The sequence below is a fragment of the Burkholderia sp. BE12 genome, from assembly GCF_002959955.1.
Classification (GTDB): domain Bacteria; phylum Pseudomonadota; class Gammaproteobacteria; order Burkholderiales; family Burkholderiaceae; genus Burkholderia.
Window position 1 is genome coordinate 56,325 of record NZ_PREY01000003.1, and the last position, 23,364, is coordinate 79,688.

The 23,364-nt window shown below is 67.9% G+C and carries 27 protein-coding genes; 15 read left to right on the forward strand and 12 right to left on the reverse strand.

Annotated elements, in window-relative coordinates; all coding sequences use genetic code 11:
* Nucleotides 1–42: 42 nt before the first annotated feature.
* Nucleotides 43–1,500, forward strand: coding sequence for an MFS transporter (locus C4B30_RS04005; RefSeq protein WP_105131826.1), 1,458 nt, complete (start codon nt 43–45; stop codon nt 1,498–1,500).
* An 89-nt stretch (nt 1,501–1,589) separates the two neighbouring features.
* Here C4B30_RS04005 and C4B30_RS04010 read toward each other — a convergent pair whose 3' ends face one another.
* The gene (locus C4B30_RS04010; RefSeq protein ID WP_006492647.1) at nt 1,590–1,787 is read right to left on the reverse strand and encodes an oxidoreductase-like domain-containing protein; all 198 of its coding nucleotides are present in this window, start codon (nt 1,785–1,787) and stop codon (nt 1,590–1,592) included.
* A 163-nt stretch (nt 1,788–1,950) separates the two neighbouring features.
* On the opposite strand from C4B30_RS04010, the gene C4B30_RS04015 reads away from it, so the two are divergent.
* Complete coding sequence (locus C4B30_RS04015) at nt 1,951–2,373, forward strand: RidA family protein (RefSeq protein ID WP_027781067.1); 423 nt, start codon at nt 1,951–1,953, stop codon at nt 2,371–2,373.
* Nucleotides 2,374–2,451: 78 nt separating this feature from the next.
* Here the strand turns inward: C4B30_RS04015 and creD are convergent, their stop codons facing one another.
* The 4 genes from creD to C4B30_RS04035 form a co-directional block, all read right to left on the reverse strand.
* Nucleotides 2,452–3,846 (reverse strand): cell envelope integrity protein CreD, encoded by a 1,395-nt coding sequence (creD, locus tag C4B30_RS04020; protein WP_105131827.1) that lies wholly within the window; start codon nt 3,844–3,846, stop codon nt 2,452–2,454.
* A 105-nt stretch (nt 3,847–3,951) separates the two neighbouring features.
* A complete protein-coding gene (gene creC, locus C4B30_RS04025) occupies nt 3,952–5,403 on the reverse strand; it encodes a two-component system sensor histidine kinase CreC (protein WP_105131828.1) in 1,452 nt (483 codons plus the stop codon).
* Between the two features lie 15 nt (nt 5,404–5,418).
* Entirely contained in the window at nt 5,419–6,156 is a 738-nt protein-coding gene (gene creB, locus C4B30_RS04030) for a two-component system response regulator CreB (RefSeq protein ID WP_105131829.1), read from the reverse strand.
* A 76-nt stretch (nt 6,157–6,232) separates the two neighbouring features.
* Nucleotides 6,233–6,946 (reverse strand): SDR family NAD(P)-dependent oxidoreductase, encoded by a 714-nt coding sequence (locus tag C4B30_RS04035; protein ID WP_105131830.1) that lies wholly within the window; start codon nt 6,944–6,946, stop codon nt 6,233–6,235.
* 325 nt (nt 6,947–7,271) lie between these two features.
* On the opposite strand from C4B30_RS04035, the gene C4B30_RS04040 reads away from it, so the two are divergent.
* The gene (locus C4B30_RS04040; protein WP_105131831.1) at nt 7,272–7,949 is read left to right on the forward strand and encodes a dihydrodipicolinate reductase; all 678 of its coding nucleotides are present in this window, start codon (nt 7,272–7,274) and stop codon (nt 7,947–7,949) included.
* 100 nt (nt 7,950–8,049) lie between these two features.
* Here C4B30_RS04040 and C4B30_RS04045 read toward each other — a convergent pair whose 3' ends face one another.
* Both C4B30_RS04045 and C4B30_RS04050 read right to left on the reverse strand, forming a co-directional pair.
* Nucleotides 8,050–8,853 carry an SDR family oxidoreductase gene (locus C4B30_RS04045; protein ID WP_105131832.1) on the reverse strand — a complete coding sequence of 268 codons (804 nt, stop codon included), beginning with the start codon at nt 8,851–8,853 and terminating at the stop codon, nt 8,050–8,052.
* The gene (locus C4B30_RS04050; protein WP_105131930.1) at nt 8,850–9,683 is read right to left on the reverse strand and encodes a molybdenum cofactor biosynthesis F family protein; all 834 of its coding nucleotides are present in this window, start codon (nt 9,681–9,683) and stop codon (nt 8,850–8,852) included. Before C4B30_RS04050 ends, C4B30_RS04045 begins: the two co-directional genes overlap by 4 nt.
* 170 nt (nt 9,684–9,853) lie before the next feature.
* Between C4B30_RS04050 and C4B30_RS04055 the strand changes: the two genes are divergently transcribed.
* The 3 genes from C4B30_RS04055 (at nt 9,854) to C4B30_RS04065 (ending at nt 12,519) form a co-directional block, all read left to right on the forward strand.
* Nucleotides 9,854–10,648: an AraC family transcriptional regulator gene (locus tag C4B30_RS04055; protein ID WP_105131833.1), complete on the forward strand. Its 795-nt coding sequence runs from the start codon at nt 9,854–9,856 to the stop codon at nt 10,646–10,648.
* A 182-nt stretch (nt 10,649–10,830) separates the two neighbouring features.
* Nucleotides 10,831–11,763 (forward strand): DMT family transporter, encoded by a 933-nt coding sequence (locus C4B30_RS04060; RefSeq protein WP_105131931.1) that lies wholly within the window; start codon nt 10,831–10,833, stop codon nt 11,761–11,763.
* 207 nt (nt 11,764–11,970) lie between these two features.
* Entirely contained in the window at nt 11,971–12,519 is a 549-nt protein-coding gene (locus C4B30_RS04065; protein WP_027781076.1) for a hypothetical protein, read from the forward strand.
* A 93-nt stretch (nt 12,520–12,612) separates the two neighbouring features.
* Here C4B30_RS04065 and C4B30_RS04070 read toward each other — a convergent pair whose 3' ends face one another.
* Nucleotides 12,613–12,747, reverse strand: coding sequence for an entericidin A/B family lipoprotein (locus C4B30_RS04070; protein WP_027781077.1), 135 nt, complete (start codon nt 12,745–12,747; stop codon nt 12,613–12,615).
* Between the two features lie 232 nt (nt 12,748–12,979).
* Here C4B30_RS04070 and C4B30_RS04075 point away from each other — a divergent pair, with 232 nt between their 5' ends.
* The gene (locus tag C4B30_RS04075) at nt 12,980–14,275 is read left to right on the forward strand and encodes an aspartate carbamoyltransferase (RefSeq protein ID WP_027781078.1); all 1,296 of its coding nucleotides are present in this window, start codon (nt 12,980–12,982) and stop codon (nt 14,273–14,275) included.
* Between the two features lie 106 nt (nt 14,276–14,381).
* Here C4B30_RS04075 and C4B30_RS04080 read toward each other — a convergent pair whose 3' ends face one another.
* Together C4B30_RS04080 and C4B30_RS04085 are read right to left on the reverse strand one after the other, a co-directional pair.
* Nucleotides 14,382–14,801 (reverse strand): type II toxin-antitoxin system VapC family toxin, encoded by a 420-nt coding sequence (locus C4B30_RS04080; protein WP_089502055.1) that lies wholly within the window; start codon nt 14,799–14,801, stop codon nt 14,382–14,384.
* Entirely contained in the window at nt 14,798–15,037 is a 240-nt protein-coding gene (locus C4B30_RS04085) for a FitA-like ribbon-helix-helix domain-containing protein (RefSeq protein WP_027781080.1), read from the reverse strand. Before C4B30_RS04085 ends, C4B30_RS04080 begins: the two co-directional genes overlap by 4 nt.
* 315 nt (nt 15,038–15,352) lie before the next feature.
* Between C4B30_RS04085 and C4B30_RS04090 the strand changes: the two genes are divergently transcribed.
* The 8 genes from C4B30_RS04090 to C4B30_RS35570 all read left to right on the forward strand — a co-directional run bounded on the left by C4B30_RS04090 (nt 15,353) and on the right by C4B30_RS35570 (nt 20,999).
* The gene (locus C4B30_RS04090) at nt 15,353–17,590 is read left to right on the forward strand and encodes a TonB-dependent receptor (protein WP_105131834.1); all 2,238 of its coding nucleotides are present in this window, start codon (nt 15,353–15,355) and stop codon (nt 17,588–17,590) included.
* A gap of 3 nt (nt 17,591–17,593) precedes the next feature.
* Nucleotides 17,594–18,349: a tetratricopeptide repeat protein gene (locus tag C4B30_RS04095; RefSeq protein WP_105131835.1), complete on the forward strand. Its 756-nt coding sequence runs from the start codon at nt 17,594–17,596 to the stop codon at nt 18,347–18,349.
* Complete coding sequence (locus C4B30_RS04100; protein ID WP_027781083.1) at nt 18,346–19,029, forward strand: Fe2+-dependent dioxygenase; 684 nt, start codon at nt 18,346–18,348, stop codon at nt 19,027–19,029. The genes C4B30_RS04095 and C4B30_RS04100 overlap by 4 nt, the downstream gene beginning before the upstream one ends.
* A gap of 83 nt (nt 19,030–19,112) precedes the next feature.
* Entirely contained in the window at nt 19,113–19,352 is a 240-nt protein-coding gene (locus C4B30_RS04105) for a type II toxin-antitoxin system Phd/YefM family antitoxin (protein ID WP_021158157.1), read from the forward strand.
* Complete coding sequence (locus tag C4B30_RS04110) at nt 19,349–19,744, forward strand: type II toxin-antitoxin system VapC family toxin (protein WP_105131932.1); 396 nt, start codon at nt 19,349–19,351, stop codon at nt 19,742–19,744. The genes C4B30_RS04105 and C4B30_RS04110 overlap by 4 nt, the downstream gene beginning before the upstream one ends.
* Nucleotides 19,745–19,844: 100 nt before the next feature.
* The gene (locus C4B30_RS04115; RefSeq protein WP_325047903.1) at nt 19,845–20,000 is read left to right on the forward strand and encodes a hypothetical protein; all 156 of its coding nucleotides are present in this window, start codon (nt 19,845–19,847) and stop codon (nt 19,998–20,000) included.
* A 102-nt stretch (nt 20,001–20,102) separates the two neighbouring features.
* Nucleotides 20,103–20,687 (forward strand): nucleotidyltransferase family protein, encoded by a 585-nt coding sequence (locus C4B30_RS04120; RefSeq protein ID WP_105131836.1) that lies wholly within the window; start codon nt 20,103–20,105, stop codon nt 20,685–20,687.
* A gap of 171 nt (nt 20,688–20,858) precedes the next feature.
* A complete protein-coding gene (locus C4B30_RS35570; protein WP_175888605.1) occupies nt 20,859–20,999 on the forward strand; it encodes a hypothetical protein in 141 nt (46 codons plus the stop codon).
* Nucleotides 21,000–21,049: 50 nt separating this feature from the next.
* Here C4B30_RS35570 and C4B30_RS04130 read toward each other — a convergent pair whose 3' ends face one another.
* Complete coding sequence (locus C4B30_RS04130; RefSeq protein ID WP_105131838.1) at nt 21,050–21,808, reverse strand: SDR family oxidoreductase; 759 nt, start codon at nt 21,806–21,808, stop codon at nt 21,050–21,052.
* Nucleotides 21,805–23,352 (reverse strand): FGGY-family carbohydrate kinase, encoded by a 1,548-nt coding sequence (locus C4B30_RS04135; RefSeq protein WP_105131933.1) that lies wholly within the window; start codon nt 23,350–23,352, stop codon nt 21,805–21,807. Before C4B30_RS04135 ends, C4B30_RS04130 begins: the two co-directional genes overlap by 4 nt.
* Between the last annotated feature and the right edge of the window lie 12 nt (nt 23,353–23,364).

Here is a 23,364-nt window from a genome sequence, read left to right on the forward strand (position 1 = left end):
TCTGTCGCCTATCAGGCCCCCATTTTTTCGGATCCTGTTTTCATGCCAAACAACACCCTTGCCCCCTGCGCGCCGGCCGGCGCGGCTGCCGCGACGCCGCGCAGCCACCACGGCTGGGCGCTCGTGGTCCTGCTGGTCGGCGCCATTCTGCCGCCGCTCGACTACTTCATCGTGAACCTCGCGCTGCCGGCCATTCGCGACGGCATCGGCGCACGCCAGGCCGAGCTGCAACTCGTCGTGTCGGCCTATGCGTGCGCGAACGCGGTCGTCCAGATCACCGGCGGCCGTCTCGGCGACCTGTACGGACGCAAACGCATGTTCATGATCGGCATGGCCGGCTTCGTGCTCGCGTCGACGCTGTGCGGGCTCGCCGGCAACGGCACGGTACTCGTCGGCGGCCGCGTGCTGCAGGGCCTGTTCGCCGCGATCCTGGCGCCGCAGGTACTCGCGACGATCCGCAGCGTGTTCAGCCCGCAGGAGCAGGTGCGCGTGATGGGCTTTTACGGGTTCGCGTTCGGCCTTGCGGCCGTGATCGGCCAGCTCGGCGGCGGCGCACTGATCAGCCTGCATCCGTTCGGGCTCGGCTGGCGCGCGATCTTCCTCGTCAATCTGCCGATCGGCATCCTGGCGCTGATCGGCAGTTGGCGCTTCATCCCGGAAAACCGCGCGCCGCGCGGCCAGCGCATCGACGTGCCGGGCACGGTGCTGATGTCGCTGTTCCTGCTGATGCTCGTGTACCCGCTCACGCACGGTCGCGAAGCCGGCTGGCCGCTGTGGATGATCGCGTGCGGCGTCGGGGCGCTGCCGATGCTCGGCGCGCTGCTGACGGTCGAAGCGCGCCGGCTCGCGCGCGGCCACGATCCGCTGCTCGACGTGCGCCTGTTCCGCAACCCGGTCGTCGCGCTCGGGCTGCTGCTCGCGTTCCTGTTCTACACGCTGAGTGCGTTCTTCCTGAGCTACGGGATCTATCTCCAGGGCTGCCTGAACTGGTCGCCGCTCGCGTCCGGGTTCGCGATCCTGCCGCTCGGGATCGGCTTCCTCGCGAGCCCGCTGCTGATGCCGCGCCTCGTCGCCCGCTTCGGCGGGTATCGCGTGCTCACGCTCGGCTTCGCGATGCTCGCGGCCGGCGTCGCGAGCGCCGCCGCGCTCGCCCGCGACGGCGCGCCGGGGCCCGGCTTCTATGCGGGCATCGCGGCGATCGGCATCGGGCAAGGGCTCGTGCTGCCGTCGGTCGTGCGGATCGTGCTCGCGGAAGTCGATGCGGCCCGCGCCGGTGTCGCGTCGGGGATGGTCAGCGCGATGCTGCAGATCGGCGCGGCGGTCGGCGCCGCGACGATCGGCGGCGTGTTCTTCGCGCGTCTCGGCGTGCATCCAGCCGCGCTCGATTACGTGCAGGGATTCAGGACGTCGATGTTCACGCTGACGGTCGTGTTGCTGGCCTGCATTGCGCTGTCGATGGCGCTCGGACCGCTGCATCGGCGGCTGCATGCGGATGCGTGACAGGGCGCACGCGACGAAACAGCGCCGTCAGCCCGACGCGGACGAAAGGCGCGAGACAGGCGCGGCATGGCGACTCGCCGGCCTCCGGTTCATCGGTGAGGCTCGCGCTGTGCCTGCCGCGCCTCCCATTCGGCCAGCTCGACGCGATAGCGCGCGAGCGCTTCGTCGTACAGGTCGAAGACGCACGGCGAGCAGCCGCTGTTGCAGCAGTCTTCCAGTTCGGGTTGTACAGGTGGGGTCGGACGGGGATCGTCGACGGACGGATCTCCGGAAACTTGGTTCGGCACGGCGTGGTCCGGTAATGTGGAATGGTCAGTATAGGGCGATCCGGGCCGCCGCCGCGTTCGGCAGGCCGGGCGGATCGACGATGAACGCGCCTATCATGGCGCGATCGCCGCGCGCGGCATGCCGCTGCGTTTGGCCGTATTTCGATCCCACAGGAGCTGCGCGATGGCCGAAGCCGTGAATCCACCGACAGTCTGGGCGCCGTTCGGCGCGTTCTCGATGGCCATGATCCAGGGCGACGGCCGGATCGTGCATCTGAAGGGGCAGGTCGCGCTCGATCGCGACGGGCAAGTCGTCGGTGCCGGCGACATGCGCGCTCAGGTTCGCCAGACGCTCGACAACATCCGCGACGTGCTGGCCGCACTGGGCGGGCAGATGCGCGACGTGATCTCGCTCGTCCATTACGCTACCGACATCGACGCATTCATGCAGGCCGGCGACATCCGCAACACCTGCTTCGCCGCGCCCTATCCGGTGACGACGACCGTCCAGGTCGAGCGTCTCTACCATCCCGACCTGCTGATCGAGATCGCGGCCATCGCCGAAATTCCGTTGGCGCGGTTTCGTCGCCCGCTATCGCATGCGTGAAGCGTCTCGGGCCCGCGTGAAAACGCGCGCCGGTCACGGCTTTCCCGACCGGCGCGCGCTTGCCTGCAACTCGCTCGCTTACTTCGCGGGCGCACCCGGCTTCACCGCCCCCGGCTTGTCGGCCAGCGGCTGCCACGCGGCGCCGAGCGAATACCAGTCGACGCGGCGCGTGAGCGTCATGATGCCGGCGAGAATCGCGAACAGCAGCAGCGAACCGAGCATCAGCGCATTGTCCTCCGACAGCAGCAGCCCGTAGAGCGCGGCGTACAGCATCGCGAGCAGCGCCGCGAACGTCGCGCCGCGCTTCACGCTGTGCAGCACGAACGACAGATAGAAACCGAGCAGCCCGATGCATGCGCCGCTCGCCGCGAGATACGCATAGCCGAACGCAATATGTTCGGACAGGCTCAGCAACAGCAGGAAGAACAGCGCGAGCGACAGGCCGACCAGCGTGTACTGGATCGGGTGAATTCGCAGCCGCTTCACGAGCTCGTACATGAAGAAGCTCGCGAACGTGAGCATCACGAACAGCGCGCCGTATTTCGTCGCGCGTTCCGCCTGCAGATAGACGTTCACGGGTTCGATCACCGACACCGACGCCATCTCGATCCCGCCGTCGCCGTTGCCGTTGCCGGACGCCACTTGCTCGCGCGCCTTCGTATTGAACGACGTCACGTGCCAGTTGCCGACGAAGCCGCGCGCATCGATCCTGCGCTCGGCCGGCAGGAATTCGCCCCCGAAGCTCGGATGCGGCCACGTCGATTTCAGCGAGAAGTCGTTCTGGTCGCCCACCGGCGCGAACGCGACCGATTCCGCGCCCGCCAGCGGCAGGCCGATGCTGAACGGCACGACCGTCGCCCCTGCGTTTGCCTGCGCCAGCGCCTCAAGATCGACGTTCGCATGCACGCCCTGGCGCAGGCCGTCGAGCCGCGTACCCTGCTCCACGTCGATCCGCTTGCCGCCGATGCGCAGGTCGGGCTGCGCCTTCAGCCCGCGAAGGTCGCCGATGCCGAGCGCGACATACGTGCCGTCGATCCTGAAGCTCACGTGGCCGTCGGCTTGCGGCAGCTTCTTCAGGTCCGGCAGCGGCAGCGTGCCCGTCATCCGGCTGTCGAGCCCGTACACGAGCGCCTTGTGAATGCCGCGATAGCGCTCGCTGACCGACAGCGTGCCGTCGACGCTCAGCGTCTTCGGGAACACGAGCAGCCGTTTCGTCTCGCTTTTCAGGGTGGTTTTCGCCTTGCCGCCGGCGCGCGCGTCGTCACTCACACGCGTGACTTCCGTGTAACGGACGACGAGCACCGGCCCCGTCACCGTCTGCGGCCCCGCGTAGCTCGCCCAGATGCTCTGCAGCGCGCTCTGCCGATAGTCGGCGCGTTCCCGCACGATGCTCTGGACCATCTGCAGCGGGATCAGGATCGCCAGCGCGAGAAACGCGGTAATCATGGACTTGAACAACAGGACTCGATTCATTGCTGGCAGGTACCGGAGTGGAAGGTACGGTCAGCATGAGCGGCCCCGGTGAAGGGCGATTGAAGCCGGCGTGAAGCGAATGTGTGGCGGGCGTGAAGCGCGCGGTCAGCCCGCCGACGGCAGCGTGAGCGTCGCGCACGCGCCGCCTTCCGCGCGGTTCGCGAGCGCGACCTGGCCACGGTGCAGCATCGCGACTTCGCGCACGAAACACAGCCCGAGGCCCGTGCTGCGATCCTGCCCATCGGGGCGCGGCAGTGAATAGAAACGTTCGAACACGCGCGACAGCGCATAGTCGGGCACGCCGGGGCCGTCGTCCGCGACGCGCACGACCGCGACGTGCGCCCTGCCCGCCGGCTGCCGCTCGAGCGCGATCCGGATCGTGCTGCCCCGCGGCGCGAAATCCAGCGCGTTGTCGAGCAGGTTGCCGAGCGCCTGCCGCAGCAGGAACGGATCGCCGTCGACGACCGCCGGATCGGCCGCATCGTTCGCCTCGATCCGCAGGCTCACGCCGCGCTGCCGCGCGCGCGGCTCGATATCGTCGACGAGCTGGTCGAGCACCGGCCGCAGCACGACCGGCTCATGCACCGACAGGCGCTGTTTCTGCTCGACCTCGGCCAGCGCGAGCAGCTTGCGGATCATCTGTTCGAGGCGGCCGGCCTGGCGGCGGATGTTCTCGGTGAAACGCCGGCGGTTCGCGACCGGCATGTCTTCCTGCAACAGCTCGGCCGCGCCGCTGATCGCGGCCAGCGGGCTCTTCATCTCGTGTGTGAGCGTGTGGATGTAGGTTTCGACGTACTGCCGGTCTTCCAGCCGCTGATGCATGCTTTCCACCGCGCGCCCGAGCTCGGCCAGCTCGTTCGCGCCCTGCAGCGGCATCGACGCGCGCTCGCCGGCCGCGATCGCACGCGCATAGCGCTGCAGACGCCGCAACCCGAGCACCAGCCACCACGTGCACGCGGCGCCGATCAGGATCGCGCCGCCCATCAGCAACGCGCCGTACAGCATGATCTTGCGCTGGCTGCGCGCGATGAACGGCGCGACCGTCTGGTTCGGCTTCGCGATCGTCAGCACGCCGATGATCTCGTTGCCGCGCCGGATCGGCGCCGCCACGTGCATCACGGTGCTGCCGTCGTCATTCGGATCGCTGCGCGTGCTGCGCGCGCCGTATTCGCCGCGCAGCGTCCGGTACACGTCGTTCCAGCGCGAATAGTCCTGCCCGACCGCGCTGCCGGCCGAGTCGTAGCGCACGATGCCGTGCGCGTCGGTGATGTAGAGACGGTAACCGATCGCGTTCTTCTGGATGCCCCACACGTTCGCGCTGACCGGGCGCTCGTGCAGTTTCCCGAGCTGCCGGGCGAACGCGCCGTCGGCGATATGTCCGTTCGCCATGTCGTCGGCGGCCAGCGTCGCCAGCACCTGCGCGGTATCGACGAGCGTGTCCTCCATCGCTTCGCGCACGCCGGGCTTCACTTCCTGCACGAATACGCGCAGCGTGATCAGCGCGGCCAGGCCGACGATCAGGAAAAAACCGAAGAAGATGCGCAGGCCGATATGCATGGGCGGTGCCGGTCGTTACGGTTGCAGCGAATAGCCCATTCCGCGATGCGTGCGGATCGGGTCGCGCTCGGGGTCAATCGCGCGCAGCTTGGCGCGCAGCGTCTTGACGTGCGTGTCGACCGTGCGGTCGGCCGAATCGAGCGCCTCGTGCCACACGAGATCCATCAATTGTTCGCGCGAATAGATGCGCCCCGGATGCCGGACCAGCAGCGCCAGCAGCCCGAATTCGTAGCGCGTGAGGTCCAGCGCGTGGCCGAGCCACGACACGCGCGCACCGTCGGCGTCGAGAGTGAAGCCGGCGGCGACCGGTGCAGGCGCGTCTGCCGGCGTGGTCACGGGCGCCGGTTCCGGTGTGGTCACGGGCGCCGGTTCCGGGGCGGCCGCCCGGTGGAAGCGGCGCAGGATCACGCGCACCCGCGCGGCCAGCTCGCGCGGCGAAAACGGCTTGACGACGTAATCGTCGGCGCCGATCTCGAGCCCGACGATCCGGTCGATCTCGTCGTGCCGCGCGGTCAGGAAAATCACCGGAACATCGGTGAACGTGCGCAGCCGCCGGCATACCTCGAAGCCGCCGAGGTCAGGCAGGCCGACGTCGAGCACCACGAGATCGACACGCGTGTCGCGCAGGCGCTCGAGCGCCGCCTGCCCGAGCGTGCAGTGGATAGTCTGCATGCCGTCGGTGCCGAGGGCATAGACGATCGTGTCCGCGATCGCCTGTTCATCTTCGACGATCAGGATGGTGGGCTGAGTCATGGTCTCGGGTTCGGGTCGCGCAATCCGGTGCGACATTGTACGCACGGCCGGCCCCGGCGAGCCCCTCCCCGGCGCGCTACGCGACGCGGCCGCTCACCGGAATCGACGCACCGGTGATCGCCTGCGCGTCGTCCGACAGCAGGAATCCGATCGTCGCCGCGAGCTGTTCGGGCCGCACCCAGCGCGAGAAGTCGGCGTCGGGCATGTCCTTGCGGTTCGGCGGCGTGTCGATGATGCTCGGCAGCAGCGCGTTCACGGTCACGCCGCGATCGAGCAGTTCCGCCGCCAGCGCCTCGGTGAGCCGCGCGACACCCGCCTTCGCGGCCGCATACGCGCCCATCCCCGCGCCGGCCTTGAACGCCGCGCCCGCGCCGATGTTGACGATGCGGCCGGCTTGGCTCGCCACCAGATACGGCAGCGCGGCCTTCGATGCGTTCAGCGCCGTCTTCACGTTCAGTTCGTACATGCGGTCCCACGTGGCGGCGTCGCCGTCGGCGATCGTCTGCCACGCGAATGCGCCGGCGATGTTCAGCAGCGCGTCGACCCGGCCGAATTCGCGGTTGACCGTTTCGAGCGCCTGCACGGCGGCCTGCGGATCGACGAGATCGATGCCGCCGATGCGCAGCGCATCGGCCGGCACGCCGGGCAGCGCCTGCACCGCCGGGGCCGCGCCGCGGCCGATCAGCGCGACGCGTGCGCCGCGCGCGCCGAGCCACGCAGCCGTCGCGACGCCCAGATGACCGAAGCCGCCGGTGATCGCGACTGCCTTGCCTTTCAGGTCGTGTTCCATCGATGTGTTCTCCTGGATCGAGGGTGATGGGATGAAATGCCGACAGCGTAGCGCCGTTCACGCGTTCGTGCGCACGGCGATGCGGGTGCGGTGACGCGGTTCGTCCGTCGTTTCGCCGTGGTTACCGGGCGCCGGCGCGGCGGCGGCATCGCGAGACGGATCGCAATCCATGCATCGCCGGCGAAGCCCGGCAAGCGCGCAGTCGGATGGCCGGGCATAATGCGCGATGCCCGCCAGACGTGGCGTGCGGCACGATGGCCGGGCCGGCCTGCCCGCCGCCCGTGTCACCGCCAGCTCGCATCCCGAACCTCAACCCGTCCATCCCATGCAAGTACTCGTCATCGGAACCGGCAAGCTCGCCAACGAGTTGCTCGGCTCGCACAAGCTCGACCCGGCCACCTGTCGCGTGATGCCATGGTCGGACGGCACGCGGACCGACGCCCGGTCGATCGTCGTCCATGCCGGTTCCGGCCGCGAACTCGCCGCGGCGATCGCGTTCTGCCAGGCCACCGCGTCGCCGCTCGTCGAATTGTCGACCGGCTCCGACCTCGAAACCGGGGCGTACGGCTTTCCGATCGTGCTGTGTCCGAACACGAACATCCTGATGCTCAAGTTCATGAGCATGCTGGAAACCAGCGGCCACCTGTTTCGCGACTGCGAGATCAACGTGACCGAATCGCATCAGGCCGGCAAGACGTCCGTCCCCGGCACGGCCGTCGGCATCGCGCGGTCACTCGGCGTGCCGCCGGAAGACATCCGCTCCGTGCGCGACCCGGCCGTGCAGCGCGGCGAATTCGGCATCCCCGACGATCAGCTCGGCCGCCATGCGGTTCACCGGATACGCATCGACGACGGCGCATGCAGCCTCCAGTTCGAATCGCGCGTATCCGGCGCGACGCCCTATGCGGATGGCGTATCGCGCATCGTCGAGGCCGTCCGGCAGCACGATCTCGAGCATCGTCGCTATTCGATCGTCGAATTCATCCGCAACGGCTGGCTGTAGTCGCGGCGGCAGCGGCGGACGGCACGGGCTCGCATCGTGCGGGGCCGCACGCCGACGCCGGCGCGGCCTCGCCGCGGCCACCGCCCTCGCTGGCTCGCCGCTATCCCAGCACCGCCCCGCTCTCCGGCAAGGTCGCTCCGCCGTCGACGACGATCGTCTGCCCGGTGATGTATGCCGCATCGGCCGAGGCGAGAAACAGCATCGCGTTCGCGATGTCCTCCGGCTCGCCCATCCGTGCCAGCGGAATGTCGCGTGCGATTTGCGCCGCGACCGACGCGTCGCCGAGATTGTCGGCCGCCGGCGTGCGGATCATCCCCGGTTCGACGCCGTTGACCGTCACGTTGCGGCGCGCCAGCTCCAGCGCCGCCGCCCGAATGAAGCCGTTCACGCCGGCCTTCGACGCCGCGTAATGCGCGAGCCCCGGATAGGCGACGCGCGGCCCCGTCACCGACGACGTGACGAGCAGCCGCCCGGCCCCCGCGCGCTCGAATGCCGGCAACGCGGCCTGCGCAAGCCAGAACAGCGCCGACAGGTTGACCGACAGCGTGCGCTCGAGCGTCGGTTCGTCGATCCGGACGAACGGCGTCAACGGAAAATACGCGGCATTGTGGACGACGACATCGAGCCGTCCGCCGTCACGCTCGACCGCCGCGACGAGCACACCCAGTTCATCCCGGCTCGCGGCATCGACCCGGTATGCGCGTGCCTCGCCGCCCGCGCCGGCCAGTGCGTCGGCCTGCGCGGCTGCCGCGTCGCCGTTCAGGTCGGCGACCGCGACGAACGCGTCGGATTCCGCGAAACGGCGCGCGATCGCCGCGCCGATCCCTTGCGCGGCGCCCGTGACGAGCACGACACGCCCGCTGAAATCCGCACGCAGGCGGCCGCTGCCCGGCACGGCCGTCATCGCCGCGCCTCGCCGCCGAGCGGGTGCACGGTTTCGTTCAGCACCTGCGCGTAAGCGCCGATCTGGAAATTCGACAGCGTGCCGAAATCGCCGCCCTGATAGCCGAAAATCTTGCCGTCGGTCTTGCGCTGCGCAAGGTCGATCAGCACGACACCGAGCGTCGGCACCACCTTTTCGCGCCACACGAACAGATACAGCTCGTCCGCGATCCTGAAGTAATGACAGCGGTCGACATCGGCCAGCCCGCCTTCGACGCCCTGCAGGCACTGCCACGCGTAGAAATTCTCGTTCAGGTAGATGTGCTCGTAGCATTCGGTCGGGCTGTAGCGGTACATCGTCCGCTTGCCGATCAGCTCGCGCGTGGGCGCATGCAGCGGCCCCGGCCGGGCATGGCCGCCGAGCGTGCCGTGCCGGAATTGCACATCGACGGCCGTCAGCGGCAGCCCGCGCGCGACGCGCGTGAACGCATCGATGCGCGTGTCGGCTTCCGTCGGCAGCGTACCGACGACCGACGTCCACACGCCGGTGTCGAGATCGATCACGAGGCTCACCGAGGTCGCCCGAGCGGTGGCATCGATGTAGTCGACGAAGTACAGGCCGTCCCGCAGCCGCGTCACGCGGCACGACGCGCGGCCGCCCGTATCGGTCGCCGTATCGCGCCACTGCAGCGCGCCCGGCTCGAACGTATAGAGGCGCCACGTGCCCGATGCGTCGCCGAGCGTCAACGTCCGCCCGACGAGCGCGTCGACGGGTGCGAGGACGTTCGCTTCCGGCGCGAAGCCGTCCGCCAGCGCGCCCACCTGAATGAATACCGGATCCTGTCGTTCCACCTGCCGTCTCCCGCGCAGCTTCAGGCCCGGCGGGCCGTGTACGCTGCTCACGTGCACATGGTGCGGGCTGCGCGCGCGGCGCGGTATCCCCCAAAAGGATGAAGGGCGCGCGGCGCCGGAACGCGCTAAAGTGCACGTGATCCGCGCCGCAACCGGCGCGAGGAGCACCCATGCACCGTGTCACCCACTACCGACGCACCGGCGAAGGCATCGAGGCAATCAGCCTCGAATCCGATCGCGCGTTTCCGCGCCACGCGCACGACGAATTCGGGGTCGGCGTGATCGTCAGCGGTGCGCACCGGTCGTGGAGCGGCCGCGGGCAGGTCGACGCGCTGGCCGGCGACGCGATCATGGTCAACCCCGGCGAGATGCACGACGGCTCGCCGCTCGAAGCCAGCACCGGCCGGCGCTGGCGGATGCTGTACCTCGCCCCCGCGCTTGTCGCGGGCGTCGCGGCGGAAGAAGGCCTCGGCGGCGTCGAGCTCGCGCATCCAGCCGTGCGCGACGCGCGGCTCGCGGCCGCCGTCGGCCGTCTGCATGCGCGCATCGTCGCAGGCGAAACCCAGCCGCTGGCCCGCGACGAAGCGCTCGTGATGCTCGTCGCAGGTTTGCTCGCCCGACACGCAAACCGCACGCTGCCGGCGGCGGGCGTCGCGCCGGCGGTCCGCGTCGCCCGCGAGCGGCTCGACGCAGCGCCGGGCGCAGCCGTGTCGCTCGCCGAGCTGGCCGACCTGAGTGGCGTCAGCCGCTTCCAGTTGCTGCGCGGCTTCGCGCGCGAGCTCGGCATCACGCCGCATGCGTATCTGGTTCAGCAGCGCACGCGGCTGGCGCGCGCGCTGCTGGCCAGCGGCCTGCCGATCGCCGATGCCGCGGTTGAAGCCGGCTTCGCCGATCAGAGCCACCTGACGCGCGCGTTCGCGCGCCAGTTCGGGATCACGCCGGGGCGGTTCACGCAGGCGGGTTAAGTAACGCCATCGCCCGCGCAGCGCGGGGCCGCCGGGCACATTGCATTCGAAGGCGGTGGCCACCTCGATGGCAGCCGCGACCTATTACGTCGGTGCTTGTCGACGGCACACCGCATTCCACGCCTCTGCCGCTGCAATTTCGTTCAAGACGCATCCTGCCGCCGTACGCGACGATGCGGCGCATGAAGACACGACTGATCGGCTATCTCTATCTCGCCGCCGCGATGGCGGGCGTCGGCAGCACCGTCATCGCGAGCCGTCTCGCGGCCGGCGGCCTGCCGCCGTTCGCGGCCACCGCGCTGCGCTTCCTGATCGCGACCCCGCTGCTGTTCGCGCTGATGCGCGCGCAGCGCATGCGCTGGCCGCGCATTTGCGCACGCGACGCCGTGCTGCTCGTCATCCAGGCCGCGGCGGGCGGCGTAGGCTATACGGTGCTGCTGATCAGCGGCACGAAGCTGTCGTCGCCGCTCGATGCGGGCGTGATGCTCGGCACGCTGCCGGCCATGTCGACGCTGATCGCGGCCGTCGTGCTGCGCGAGCGGCAGACGCCGCGCGACTGGCTGGCCGCCGCGCTCGCCACGGCCGGCGTGCTGTTCGTCACGTTCGCGCCGGGCCACGCGATGCCGTCGCTCCAGACGCTTGCCGGCGATGCGCTGGTGCTGGCGGCCGTCGCCTGCGAAGCGGTCTTCATCCTGCTCAACCGGCGGCTTGCCGCGCCGTTGCCGCCGCTCGCGCTTTCCACCGCGATGTCGGGCCTCGGCTTCGTGCTCGCACTCGTGCCGGCCGCGTTCGAATGGCGTGCGGTGGCGAGCGGCTGGACCGTCGGCGCCGTGTCGGCGATCGTGTACTACGCGTTGATCCCGACCGTGCTCGGCTACCTGTGCTGGTATGCGGGTTCGGCACGCACGAGCGGCACCGAGGCGGCCCTATTCACGGCGGTCGCGCCGGTTTCGGCCGTGCTGTTCGCGGTCGCGCTGTTCGGTGAAACGCTGACCGGCACGCGTGTCGCCGGCATCGCGCTCGTCGTCGCCGGCATGCTCGTCGGCGCGACGCGACGGCGCGGGCCGCCCGTCGAATCACGCGGGACGCTCGTCGCGCAGACCGCTCCCGACTGACCCGCGTTCATCGCTTCCTGCGGAAACGGCGGCGGCCTCCTGCCGTCGCATCGCCCGTCGATTCCCGCCATCCCGCCTTCCCGCAGCGCAGCCGGCGACTGTAGGAATGTGTCCGCGCACCGCAAAACCGTTGCGCGCGACTGCGCAAGATGCAATATTCGCGTGGCCGGACCCTTTGACAACCATCCAACAACAATCCGCCACGCAATGAACAGGAAGGAAGCCAAAACAAGAATCGCGGTGCTGCTATCCGCGGGAACGAGGAAGGCCGATGCACTGGCCGAACTGTCCGGACAGGGGCTCAAGGATCGCGTGCTCGCGCACCTGATCGCGTCGCGCCCCGACCCCGAACGCTGCCGCAAGAACAAGGTGCACATCCGAATCCTGATCGCGCTCGGCATCGCCCAGCTGGTCATCAGCCTGTTGCTTGCGTACTACTTCTTCGCATCGGGCGCCGGCGGCGTCCTCGTCACCGTCTTCCTTGCGCTGACCGTGCCGCTGTCGCTGCTGTTCATCTGGGGCTTCGCGACCAATCGTGTGGGCGCGTATCACGCGTTCATCCTGCTGTCGCTGCTGCAGATGCCGAAGACCGTCGCCGATCTCGGGCGCGATCCGTCGGCCGCGCTGCCGAGCCTCGCGATCACGGTCGTGCTGGTCGGTTACGTGTGGTTCGTCCGCAACCGGTTGTTCCCCGACTACGGCTGGTTCACGCCGCGCAAGGTCGAAGGCCGCTACGCGTTCGTGGAACGCGCCTGACGCTGCCGGCGTCGAGCTGGACGTAAAAAGGCGCCGGGCCTACCCGCAATCGCGGGAAGGCCCGGCGCCTTCTGCATTCCGGAACCCGTCGGCTTACTTGGCCTTTTCAGCCGAGTCGCTGATCGCCTGGCCGCCCTTCGAAATATCCTGGCCCATGCCGGCCATCGTATTGCAACCGGCAAGCGCCGCGGTCACCACCAGCAGCATTGCAGCAATCGTACGCGTCATTCTCATTCTCCTTCGAATCAACAAGCCCGACCGGGCGAATCGTTTATGGCGCGGCGCCCGGCACGCTGCCGGACACGGGGCCTGACCTGATTATACGGAGACGCACGCCGTGCGCCAGTACGGCCCCACCGAGTGCCGCGCGCCACACCACGCATACGCACAGATTTTTCTTGACTTCATTGCGCCACGAACTAATATACGCACCGCGTATATTTTCCGTCAGGAGCCGCCGATGACCGTTCCCCAGCAAGCCTTCCTCCGCGACGCGATGCGCCGCCTCAACATGACCCGCGAGGCATTCGCGAATCGCATCGGCGTCAGCCGACGCGCACTGGATACATGGCTGCTTCCGGACGATTCGCAGGAATCGCGCGGCATGCCGGAGATCGTCGAGCGCTTCGTGTCGGAAATCGTCGAGCGCCCGACGCCGGACAGCGAGAACTATACGCAAAGCGTAGACAAACAAGGGCTCGCGAAGCAATTCCTGTTCGAAGGCAAGCCGCAATTGATCTCGGTCGACCAGTTCTCGCGGGATTCGGTCGAGGCGCTGTTCCGCGTGGCCGATGTCATGCAGCCGATCGCGCGACGCCACAAGATTTCGCGCGTGCTCGAAGGCGCCGTGCTCGGCAACCTGTTCTTCGAGGCCAGCACGCGCACGCGCGTGTCGTTCGGCGCGGCCTTCTGCCGGCTCGGCGGCTCGGTATGCGACACGACGGGCTTCACCTTCTCGTCGATGGCCAAGGGCGAATCGATCTACGACACGAGCCGCGTGATGGCCGGCTACGTCGACGCGCTCGTGATCCGCCATCCGGAAAAAGGCTCGGTGGCCGAATTCGCGCGCGCGACCAACCTGCCGGTGATCAACGGCGGCGACGGCCCCGGCGAGCACCCGAGCCAGGCGCTGCTCGACCTCTATACGATCCAGCGCGAGTTTTCGCGGCTCGGCAAGATCGTCGACGGCGCGCACATCGCGCTGGTCGGCGACCTGAAGTACGGCCGCACCGTGCACTCGCTCGTCAAGCTGCTCGCGCTGTACCGCGGGCTGAAGTTCACGCTCGTATCGCCGCCGACGCTCGAGATGCCGGCGTACATCGTCGAGCAGATCGCGACGAATGGCCATGTCGTCGAGCAGACGACCGACCTCGCGGCCGGGCTGCGCGGCGCGGATGTCGTCTACGCGACGCGGATCCAGAAGGAGCGCTTCACCGACGAGTCGTTCGAAGGCTACACGCCGGATTTCCAGATCAACCAGGCGCTCGTCGACTCGGTGTGCAAGCCCGACACGCTGATCATGCACCCGCTGCCGCGCGACAGCCGGCCCGGCGCGAACGACCTGTCGGTCGACCTGAACCGCGACCCGCGTCTCGCGATCTTCCGGCAGACCGACAACGGCATTCCGGTGCGGATGGCGATCTTCGCGGTACTGCTCGGCGTCGAGAATCTCGTCCAGCATTCGATGCGCGACGCGACGTGGCGCCCGCCGGCGTACCTCGGGCCGGAGGATGCGGTGTTTCACGGAATCGACTGACAAGGAACGGCCGAGGGTGCCCCAAATCGGGTGCCCCGTCCTGCGTCGGGTTGCCCGGCGCGCTTCTTCTTTTTTTACATGCGACGAACGGTCGAACGATCGACCACTACGCCGCCCACGGATCGATCACCCGCAGCCCTACCGCTTCGAATGGCGCGACGTCGCGCGTCGCAATGATCAGGTTGTTCGCCTCGGCCGTCGCTGCGATAAAGCAATCGGCGGGCGCGATTGCACTGCCCACCGCACGGGCCCGCGCACGAATGCCTGCATACGCTTTGCTCGCCGCTTCGTCGAACGGCAGGATCCGGCCTCGAAACACCGGCACGACACGCTGCTCGATGCTTTGGTGCAGCCATTCCCGCCTTCGCCCTTCCGGCAATGCCGCGACGCCGAACCGCATTTCGGCAAGACTGATCGCGGCAAGAAACAGCGTCTCGACGTTCTGCGCATCGAGCCACTCGACCACGGCCGCGCTCGGCTCGCGCCGCAGCGGCTCGGACATGACGTTCGTATCAACAAGAATCATTCGAAGCTCATCGGATGGGTTGGCGTCTTGTCGCGCTCGACGTCGAAATCAACGCCGCCCGCCTCTCGCCCGATTTCCGCCAGCAGCGTGCCCAGCTTGAGACGCCCGCCGGGCAGAACGGCCTGCTCGAGGATGTCGCGCACCTCGGCTTCGGTGCTGCGCCCATGTTGCGCCGCACGGATCCGAAGGGCGCGATGTACTTCGTCGGACAAATTTCGAACGGTGATCACTGGCATGATGCACTCCACTACGATTGCTTTCAATGCAGTCATATTATCACCTTGATGTCATGCAGATAACCCCGCGGCGCAATCACTCTAGCCCGCCCGACGAACCCGCCACAATCGGCCATTTGGCCATTCCCGCACCCCCGCCGCCCCGCAACCACCCCGCAACATTCGTCAACAATTTCCTTACAAACACAAACAAGAACGCTTCTCATTCAATAAAAAATTACATAGAATGCCGGCTGAAAACAAATCGTAATAATTCCCGACGGCATGCACATTTCCGCAGCGCCCCGGGGCCACACCGCGAGGTCCAAGCGCACCATGAAGTCCCGTCCCGACGAGCTGAAGCTCGGTAAATTCACCACCCTGTGCAGCGTGCTCGCCGCAAGCCCCGCGTTCGCCGACGGCACGCCGCCCGCGGCGCCCGCCAGTACTGAAGGCCACCTCGCGCCGATCGAGATCCAGGGCAAGACCGAGCACAGCTACAAGGCCGACTTTTCCGCTTCCGCGAAATTCACCGCGCCGCTCGTCGACACGCCGAAATCCGTCACCGTGATCCCGCAGGAACTGATCCAGAACAGCGGCGCGGCAACGCTGACCGAAGCGCTGCGCACGGTGCCCGGCATCACGTTCGGCGCCGGCGAAGGCGGCAACCCGCTCGGCGACCGTCCGTTCATCCGCGGCTACGACACGCAGGGCAGCATGTTCGTCGACGGCATGCGCGACACGGGCGCCACCACGCGCGAGATCTTCAACACCGAGCGCGTCGAGGTCACCAAGGGCTCCGATGGCGCGTACGGCGGCCGCGGCGGCGCCGGCGGCAGCATCAACCTGATCACGAAGGCCCCGCATCTCGGCACGACGGCCGCCGCGAGCGCGGGCCTCGGCACCGACCGCTATCGCCGCTTCACCGCCGACGGCAACTGGCAGTTCGCCGATCACGCCGCGTTCCGCCTGAACCTGATGAGCCACAACAACGACGTCGCCGGCCGCGACGCCGTCAACAACGAGCGCTGGGGCGTCGCGCCGTCGATCGCGTTCGGCCTCGGCACGCCGACGCGCGTCACCGCGAGCTACTACCACCTGCAGACGGACGACATGCCCGACGGCGGCATCCCGTACGTCTACGGCGTCAACATCCCGAAGGGCGTCACCGACGGCCCGGCAAACGTCGATCGCCACAACTTCTATGGGCTGATCGACCGCGACTTCCGCAAGACCACGTCGGACATCAGCACGATCAAGATCGAGCACGACATCACGTCGTCGCTGACGATCCGCAACACCACGCGTTACACCGAGTCCACGCAGGACTACATCTGGACGCAGCCGGACGACAGCAAGGGCAACGTGGTAAACGGCAAGGTCTGGCGCCGCAACAACAACCGCGACAGCTCGATCAACAGCCTCGCGAACCTGACCGAGCTGTTCGGCGAATTCCGCACCGGCCCGTTCAAGCACAGCTTCACGACCGGCATCGAGCTGTCGCGCGAATGGGGCAAGCGCGACACGTACAAGGTCGCGACGAATGAAGGCAAGATCTGCCAGAAAGGCATCGGTGCGCCGTCGGGCTACAACTGCACGAGCCTCTGGTCGCCGAACCCGAACGATCCGTGGGCCGGTTCGATCACGCGCAACAACGACTACGCGCACGCGCGCACGACGACGAAGTCGATCTACGGCTTCGACACGATCGAGCTCACGCCACGCTGGCAGGTGAACGGCGGCGTGCGCGTCGACGACTACTCGACCCGCTTCACCGATACCCGGGCCAACGGCGGCAAGACCTATACGCGCGACGACACGCTGTTCAACTGGCAGGCCGGCCTCGTATTCAAGCCCGCGCGGAACGGCAGCATCTACGCGTCGTATGCGACGTCGTCGACACCTGCCGGCATGCTGCTCGGCGAAGGCAGCGAAACGCAGTCGCTCACGCCGGGCCGCGGCGGCGCCGGCCCGAACGCCGACCAGATGGCGCCCGAAAAGAACCGCAGCATCGAGCTCGGCACCAAATGGAACGTGCTGAACGACAAGCTGTCGCTGACGGCCGCGCTGTTCCAGATCGACACGACGAACGCACGCGTGACGCTGCCGAACAACCAGTACGCGATGGTCGGCAACAAGCGCGTGCAGGGCCTCGAGCTCGGCCTCGCCGGCCAGGTCACGAAGCAGTGGCAGGTGTTCGGCGGCTACACGTACATGAAGAGCGCGCTGCGCGACAACGGCAAGGACGCCGCGAACAACGGCAACCGCTTCCCGAACACGCCGAAGCACAGCCTCACGATGTGGTCGAACTACGACGTCACGCCGAAGTTCACGGTCGGCGGCGGCGCGTTCTACATGTCGGAAGTGTTCGGCGATCCCGCGAACCTGCGCGCCGTGCCGTCGTACTGGCGCTTCGACGCGATGGCGCAGTACCGGATCAACAAGAAGCTCGACTTGCAGTTGAACGTGAACAACCTGTTCAACCGCACCTACTTCGATCAGGCGTATCCGGCGCACTATGCGTCGATCGCACCGGGCCGCTCGGCGTTCGTCACGCTGAACGCGCGCTACTGATCGATGGAGGGCGTGTCGCTGAAGGCACTCGCGTCGGTATCGCCGCGCGAGTTCGCCGACATCCTGGCCGGGCCGCCCGAGCGCGCCGCCGCGTGGGTCGCGGCGGCGGCCGATCACGGCATCGTCGACGCGCAGGCCGTCTACGGGCAATACCTGCTCGACGGGCACGGCGTCGCACGCGATCCGGCCGCCGCGCTCAACTGGTTCCGGCACGCGGCGCGGGCCGGCCACCCGATGGCGATGAACATGCTCGGGCGCTGCTACGAGTTCGGCTGGGGAACGGCCGCCTGCGCGCCGGTCGCCGTGTACTGGTACCGGCTCGCCGCACAGGCGGGCCTCGACTGGGGCATGTACAACTACGCGACCGCACTGGCGCTCGGCAACGGCGTCGACGAGAACCGCGCCGACGCGCTCGACTGGTTCCGCCGCGCAGCCGCGCTCGGCCATGCGAAATCGATCAATCTGATCGGCGGCTTCTACGAGGACGGCTGGGTCGTATCGGTCGACTCCGACGCCGCGTTCGACCACTATCGCCGCGCCGCCGTTGCCGGCGACTTCCGCGGCCAGTTCAACTATGCGCGGCTGCTCGCCGAGCGCGGGCGCGTCGACGAAGCGCTCGTCTGGCTCGCTCGCGTGCCGGCCACCGCGACACCTGCGTTCGTCGCGAAGATGCGCGCGTATCTCGTATCGTCGCCGGTCGACGCTTTTCGTGCGGCAGCCATGCAACTCGCGCCGCACGCAATGGAATCCGCATCATGATGCTTCATATCCCCGGCGTACTGACCCGGGCGCAAGTCGCGCAATGCCGCGACCTGCTCGATGCCGCCGAATGGGTCGACGGCAACGCCACGTCCGGCGCGCAATCGGCGCTCGCGAAACGCAACCGGCAATTGCCGGAAGGCGCGCCAGCCGCGCGCGCGGTGGGCGACGCGATCCAGGACGCGCTCGCGCGCCATCCGCTGTTCTTTTCGGCGGCGCTGCCGCTCAAGGTGTTTCCGCCGCTGTTCAATCGCTACGAAGGCGGCGAGACGTTCGGCACGCACGTCGACAACGCGATCCGGCTGCTGCGCGGCACGGATTTTCGCGTGCGCAGCGACCTGTCGGCGACGCTGTTCCTCGAGGAACCCGACGCGTACGACGGCGGCGAGCTGTGCGTCGAGGATACGTACGGCGTGCATCGCGCGAAGCTGCCGGCGGGCGATCTCGTGCTGTATCCGGCGTCGAGCCTGCATCACGTGACGCCCGTGACGCGCGGCGAGCGCGTGGCCTCGTTCTTCTGGATCCAAAGCATGGTGCGCGACGATGGCGACCGCACGCTGCTGTTTCAGCTCGATACGCAGATTCAGGCGCTTTCCGCCGAAAAAGGAGCGAAGGATCCGGTGGTCATTTCATTGACCGGGATTTATCACAACCTGTTGAGGAAGTGGGCGGATGCGTAGCGTGAGCCGGTAACGCTCAGGCGCTTGCGCCGCGTCGAACAGCGGGTCTAAAATGACCATCGTCAAATGACCATGCTCATATCATGATGCCGCACGCTCCCGTATCGAAATCCGAATTCAAGGCTCGCGCACTCGAATACTTCCGGCTCGTCGAGGCGTCGGGCGAAAGCCTGATCGTCACCGACCACGGCAAACCGACGCTCGAGATCCGGCCGTATCGCTCGCGCGAAGCTCAGCCGTTGGACATATTGCGCGGTTCGGTCATGCGCTACGACAATCCTCTCGATCCGATTGCGGAAGATGATTGGGAGGCGTCGCGGTGATCGTGCTGGATACGCATGCATTGGTGTGGTGGGTAGCGGGCGACCCTGCGCTCAGCAGGAAGGCGCGAAGCGCGATCGATCGTGCACGCAGCGAAGGCGCGCTCGCCGCATCCGCCATCTCCGCGTGGGAGATTGCGATGCTGGTGCGCAACGACCGCCTCGCACTGACGATGGATGTCGACGCGTGGCTCGCCACCGTCGCGCAAATCGACGGCATGCGCTTCGTGCCGGTCGATGCCGATATCGCCGCGAAATCCACCGATCTGCCCGGCACGTTCCACAAGGATCCGGCCGATCGCATGATCGTTGCAACCGCGCGGCGGCTCGGCGCCCCGCTCATCACCCGCGACGAAAAAATCCGCGCGTACGCGCACGTCAAGACGCTGTGGTGATCCGCGCACGGTCCGCAGGACAGACCGGGAAGCCCCTTCTCCGCTTCAACGTTTTTCGATTCGTCTGAACAACCGCCCGACCACATGAAATCGCCAGCTGCTGATCGCCACGCTGACCCGCGCCGGCTTCACGAATTACCCGTCCGAATGGTGGCACTGGTCGTTCGGCGATCGCTATTGGGCCGTCATGCAGAACGAATCGCACGCAATTTACGGTCCTGTCGAGGAAAGCATGCTCGACGAAACATCGCGATGACGGTTTTCCCGATCCGACACGCGTGACTCGGTAACATCCTCACTTGCCGATCCCCGTGTGCTCCCGCACAATCGCAGCACCTGCCTCACTCCCCTCGCGCCGATGTCCTATGCGTCACTCGCCACCGGCGTCCTGCTCGCCGGCGGCCTTGGTCAACGCTTCGACCCGAGCGGCCTGCACAGCAAGCTGCTCGCACGGCTTCCCGACGGCACGCCGGTTGCGGTCGCCGCCGCCCGCCGTCTCGCGGCCGCCACCGCCGATGTGATCGCCGTCGTGCGTCCCGGCGCCGAAAAGCTTGCGATTCTGCTGAACGAAGCCGGTTGCCAGGTCGTCTATGCACCCGACGCGTTGCGCGGCATGGGCGCGAGCCTAGCGGCCGGCGTCCGCACCACGCCCGACGCGAGCGGCTGGCTCGTCGCGCTCGCCGACATGCCGTGGATCGCGGCTTCCACTTACGAAACGATCACACGCGCGCTCGAAGCCGAGGACGCGTCGATCGTCGCGCCCGCGCACCGAGGCGTGCGCGGCCATCCGGTCGGTTTCGCCGCGCATCACTTCGATGCGCTCGCCGCCCTCGACGGCGACACGGGCGCCCGCGCGCTGTTCGCCAGCGCGCCGGTGACACTGCTCGACGTCGACGACCCGGGCATCCTGCGCGACGTCGATACACCGGCGGATTTGCGCTGACCGCGATTGCACGGGCCCGCAAGATCCCGCATGAACACCGCCAATAGGCGGATTTCTCCGACGATCGACGACCTGCCGCAGAATCCCGCTGCAAACACGCGCCCGATTGGCTATAACGGAGACGAGGCGCATCCGCCGCGCCACCGCCGTCACGCACTGCGCGAGTTCTCCATGAGCGACCACACGACCCCGACGCCCGAGCCACCGGCCGACCCGAACCGCGATCCGGAAAACGATCCGTTCTCGTCGCCGCCCGGTCATCACGACAACCCGCAGCAGCCGGACGAACCGCCGAGCAAGGATCCGGTCTAGCCGTGCGCCGGCCGCTCCGTGAGCGCGACCCGCTACTGCCGTGACGGAATCTAGCGCGCCGTATACCCGCCGTCGATCGGCAGCGACACGCCGCTGATCATCGACGCCGCATCGCTCAGCAAAAACAGGATCGGTTCGACGACTTCGTCCGGCTCCGCGAATCGGCCGAGCGGAATCGCGGCCAGCATCGGCGCGCGCTTCTCCGGTTCGCTCCATGCGAACTGCGCCATCGGCGTGAGCGTGACGGTGGGATTGACGCTGTTCACACGAATGCCGTGCGGCCCGAGTTCGATGCACAGCACGCGCGTGATCGCGTCCATCGCCGCCTTCGATGCGCAATAGCTCAGATGCGCGGGCAGGCCGACGAGCGCTGCCTGACTCGACACGTTGACGATGCTGCCCCGTGCGTTCGCCGCGCCGCGTGCGTCGCGCTCGATCATCTTTCGGGCGACGGCCCGCGCGACGAGCGCCGCGCCGCGCGCATTGACGGCCATCACGCGATCGAAATGCGCGGCGCCGACCTCGAGCGCCGGTTCGAGCGACGCGATCCCCGCGCAATTGACGAGGCCGTCGAACGCATCGTACGCGGCGAGTGCGGCATCGATCGCGTGTTCGTCGCCGCCGACGTCCATGCGCAACGTATCGCACGCAATCTCGCCGGCGAGCGTGTCGAGCGCGGCCATGTCGCGCCCCGCCGCGACGACGCGCGCGCCTGCGTGCGCCAGCGCGACCGCGCACGCGCGGCCGATTCCGCTCGATGCGCCGGTGACGAGCACCGTTGACCCGCCGAAATCGAATCGTGTGTTCATGATGATGTGCCCAGCCTGTGCATGATCGGCTTGAGTGCCGGATACAGCGCCGTGTAGAGCGAAAAACGCGCATCGTACGTTTTCGCGCGGTCGGCATCGGGCCGTGCGCGCTCGACGAGCGTGACCCAGCCGCCTTGCGCGTCATCGCGCGATACGAGCCCTGCGCCGACACCCGCGAGCAATGCAGCGCCCATCGCGGCTTCGACGTCCTGCTCGATCGTCCACACCGGAAAACCCGTCACGTCCGCGATGATCTGCATCCACAGCGCCGAATGCGCGGCGCCGCCGACGACGATCAATCGATCGTCCAGCGCCACCGCGCCACGGCGGCCGGCCTCGATGTTGTGGCGCAACGCGAACGCGACGCCTTCGAGCACCGCACGATAAAGATGCGCACGCGTATGCGCGAGACTCAGCCCGACGAACGCGCCGCTCGCCTTCGCATCCCATACGGGGCTGCGCTCGCCCATCAGATACGGCAGGAACAGCACGCCGTCGGCGCCGGCCGGCACACTTTCGGCCGCTTCCTCGAGCAGCACGTGCGGATCGCCATGCGGCAGCAAGCGTGCCGCATCGATTTCCGCATGACAGAACTGCTCGCGAAACCACGCAACCGACGCGCCGGCCGTGATGGCGCCGCCGAACACGTACAGGTCGCGCTGCCCGTCGAACACGTGCGGCATGCTGACGAGGCCATGCCGCGCATCGACATGCCGGTTCACGTAGCCCCAGCACATGCTGGTGCCGATCATCGCGACGTGCTGTCCGGTACGCGTGGCGCCCGCCGCGAAGGTCGCCACCGCCGCATCGACGCCACCCGCGACGACGGGCGTGCCGGCCGGCAGCCCGAGCTGCGCGGTCCATTGCGACAGCAAGCCGCCGACGATGTCCGTCGAATCGACCAGCCGCTCGGGCATCATCGTCGCCGGAATGCCGAGCATGTCGAGTGCGTCGTCGGACCACTCGCGACGCGCGACATCGTACACGCCGCCGATATTGCCGGCCGAACTGTGATCGACCGCCACTTCGCCGGTCAGCAGGTAGATCACGTACGCGTTCGGCGGCAGGAAATAGCGCACGTTCGCCCATACGTCCGGCCGCTGATCGCGCAGCCACAGCATCTTGGTGAACCCGTAATAGCTGTCGACGCCGTTGCCGGTGATCACGCGCAGCCGCTCGACGTTCACGTGCTCGTCGACCCAGTCGACTTCCGCGGTCGCGCGCCGGTCCATCCAGATCAGGCACGGATGCAACGGCCGCATGTCGATGTCGACCGGGATGCCCGAGCCGCCGTACAGGCTGCTCACGCACACCGCGCGGATCGCATCGGCCGGCACGCCCTGCGCACGCGCGTCGCTCACGCAGCCCGCGATGCATTCGAGCACCGCGTCGAACCACACCTGCGGCCACTGCTCGGCCCACAGCGGGCGCGGCGTATCGGGCTGGTAGCCGGCCGAGCGCCGCGCGACGATCGTGCCGTGCCGGTCGACGAGCAGCGCCTTGGTGCTCTGCGTGCCGATGTCGACGCCTATGACGTATTCCATGATGTCTCCGGT

What these genes read in the sequence shown, in the direction of transcription:
- C4B30_RS04130 (WP_105131838.1), bottom strand. Translation starts at nt 21,808, where the DNA reads ATGAACACACGATTCGATTTCGGCGGGTCAACGGTGCTCGTCACCGGC.
- C4B30_RS04055 (WP_105131833.1), top strand. Translation starts at nt 9,854, where the DNA reads ATGCACCGTGTCACCCACTACCGACGCACCGGCGAAGGCATCGAGGCA.
- C4B30_RS04015 (WP_027781067.1), top strand. Translation starts at nt 1,951, where the DNA reads ATGGCCGAAGCCGTGAATCCACCGACAGTCTGGGCGCCGTTCGGCGCG.
- C4B30_RS04120 (WP_105131836.1), top strand. Translation starts at nt 20,103, where the DNA reads ATGTCCTATGCGTCACTCGCCACCGGCGTCCTGCTCGCCGGCGGCCTT.
- C4B30_RS04105 (WP_021158157.1), top strand. Translation starts at nt 19,113, where the DNA reads ATGATGCCGCACGCTCCCGTATCGAAATCCGAATTCAAGGCTCGCGCA.
- C4B30_RS04045 (WP_105131832.1), bottom strand. Translation starts at nt 8,853, where the DNA reads ATGACGGCCGTGCCGGGCAGCGGCCGCCTGCGTGCGGATTTCAGCGGG.
- C4B30_RS04070 (WP_027781077.1), bottom strand. Translation starts at nt 12,747, where the DNA reads ATGACGCGTACGATTGCTGCAATGCTGCTGGTGGTGACCGCGGCGCTT.
- C4B30_RS35570 (WP_175888605.1), top strand. Translation starts at nt 20,859, where the DNA reads ATGAGCGACCACACGACCCCGACGCCCGAGCCACCGGCCGACCCGAAC.
- C4B30_RS04080 (WP_089502055.1), bottom strand. Translation starts at nt 14,801, where the DNA reads ATGATTCTTGTTGATACGAACGTCATGTCCGAGCCGCTGCGGCGCGAG.
- C4B30_RS04100 (WP_027781083.1), top strand. Translation starts at nt 18,346, where the DNA reads ATGATGCTTCATATCCCCGGCGTACTGACCCGGGCGCAAGTCGCGCAA.
- creC (WP_105131828.1), bottom strand. Translation starts at nt 5,403, where the DNA reads ATGCATATCGGCCTGCGCATCTTCTTCGGTTTTTTCCTGATCGTCGGC.
- C4B30_RS04040 (WP_105131831.1), top strand. Translation starts at nt 7,272, where the DNA reads ATGCAAGTACTCGTCATCGGAACCGGCAAGCTCGCCAACGAGTTGCTC.
- C4B30_RS04090 (WP_105131834.1), top strand. Translation starts at nt 15,353, where the DNA reads ATGAAGTCCCGTCCCGACGAGCTGAAGCTCGGTAAATTCACCACCCTG.
- C4B30_RS04005 (WP_105131826.1), top strand. Translation starts at nt 43, where the DNA reads ATGCCAAACAACACCCTTGCCCCCTGCGCGCCGGCCGGCGCGGCTGCC.
- creB (WP_105131829.1), bottom strand. Translation starts at nt 6,156, where the DNA reads ATGACTCAGCCCACCATCCTGATCGTCGAAGATGAACAGGCGATCGCG.
- C4B30_RS04095 (WP_105131835.1), top strand. Translation starts at nt 17,594, where the DNA reads ATGGAGGGCGTGTCGCTGAAGGCACTCGCGTCGGTATCGCCGCGCGAG.
- C4B30_RS04075 (WP_027781078.1), top strand. Translation starts at nt 12,980, where the DNA reads ATGACCGTTCCCCAGCAAGCCTTCCTCCGCGACGCGATGCGCCGCCTC.
- C4B30_RS04085 (WP_027781080.1), bottom strand. Translation starts at nt 15,037, where the DNA reads ATGCCAGTGATCACCGTTCGAAATTTGTCCGACGAAGTACATCGCGCC.
- C4B30_RS04035 (WP_105131830.1), bottom strand. Translation starts at nt 6,946, where the DNA reads ATGGAACACGACCTGAAAGGCAAGGCAGTCGCGATCACCGGCGGCTTC.
- C4B30_RS04060 (WP_105131931.1), top strand. Translation starts at nt 10,831, where the DNA reads ATGAAGACACGACTGATCGGCTATCTCTATCTCGCCGCCGCGATGGCG.
- C4B30_RS04065 (WP_027781076.1), top strand. Translation starts at nt 11,971, where the DNA reads ATGAACAGGAAGGAAGCCAAAACAAGAATCGCGGTGCTGCTATCCGCG.
- creD (WP_105131827.1), bottom strand. Translation starts at nt 3,846, where the DNA reads ATGAATCGAGTCCTGTTGTTCAAGTCCATGATTACCGCGTTTCTCGCG.
- C4B30_RS04135 (WP_105131933.1), bottom strand. Translation starts at nt 23,352, where the DNA reads ATGGAATACGTCATAGGCGTCGACATCGGCACGCAGAGCACCAAGGCG.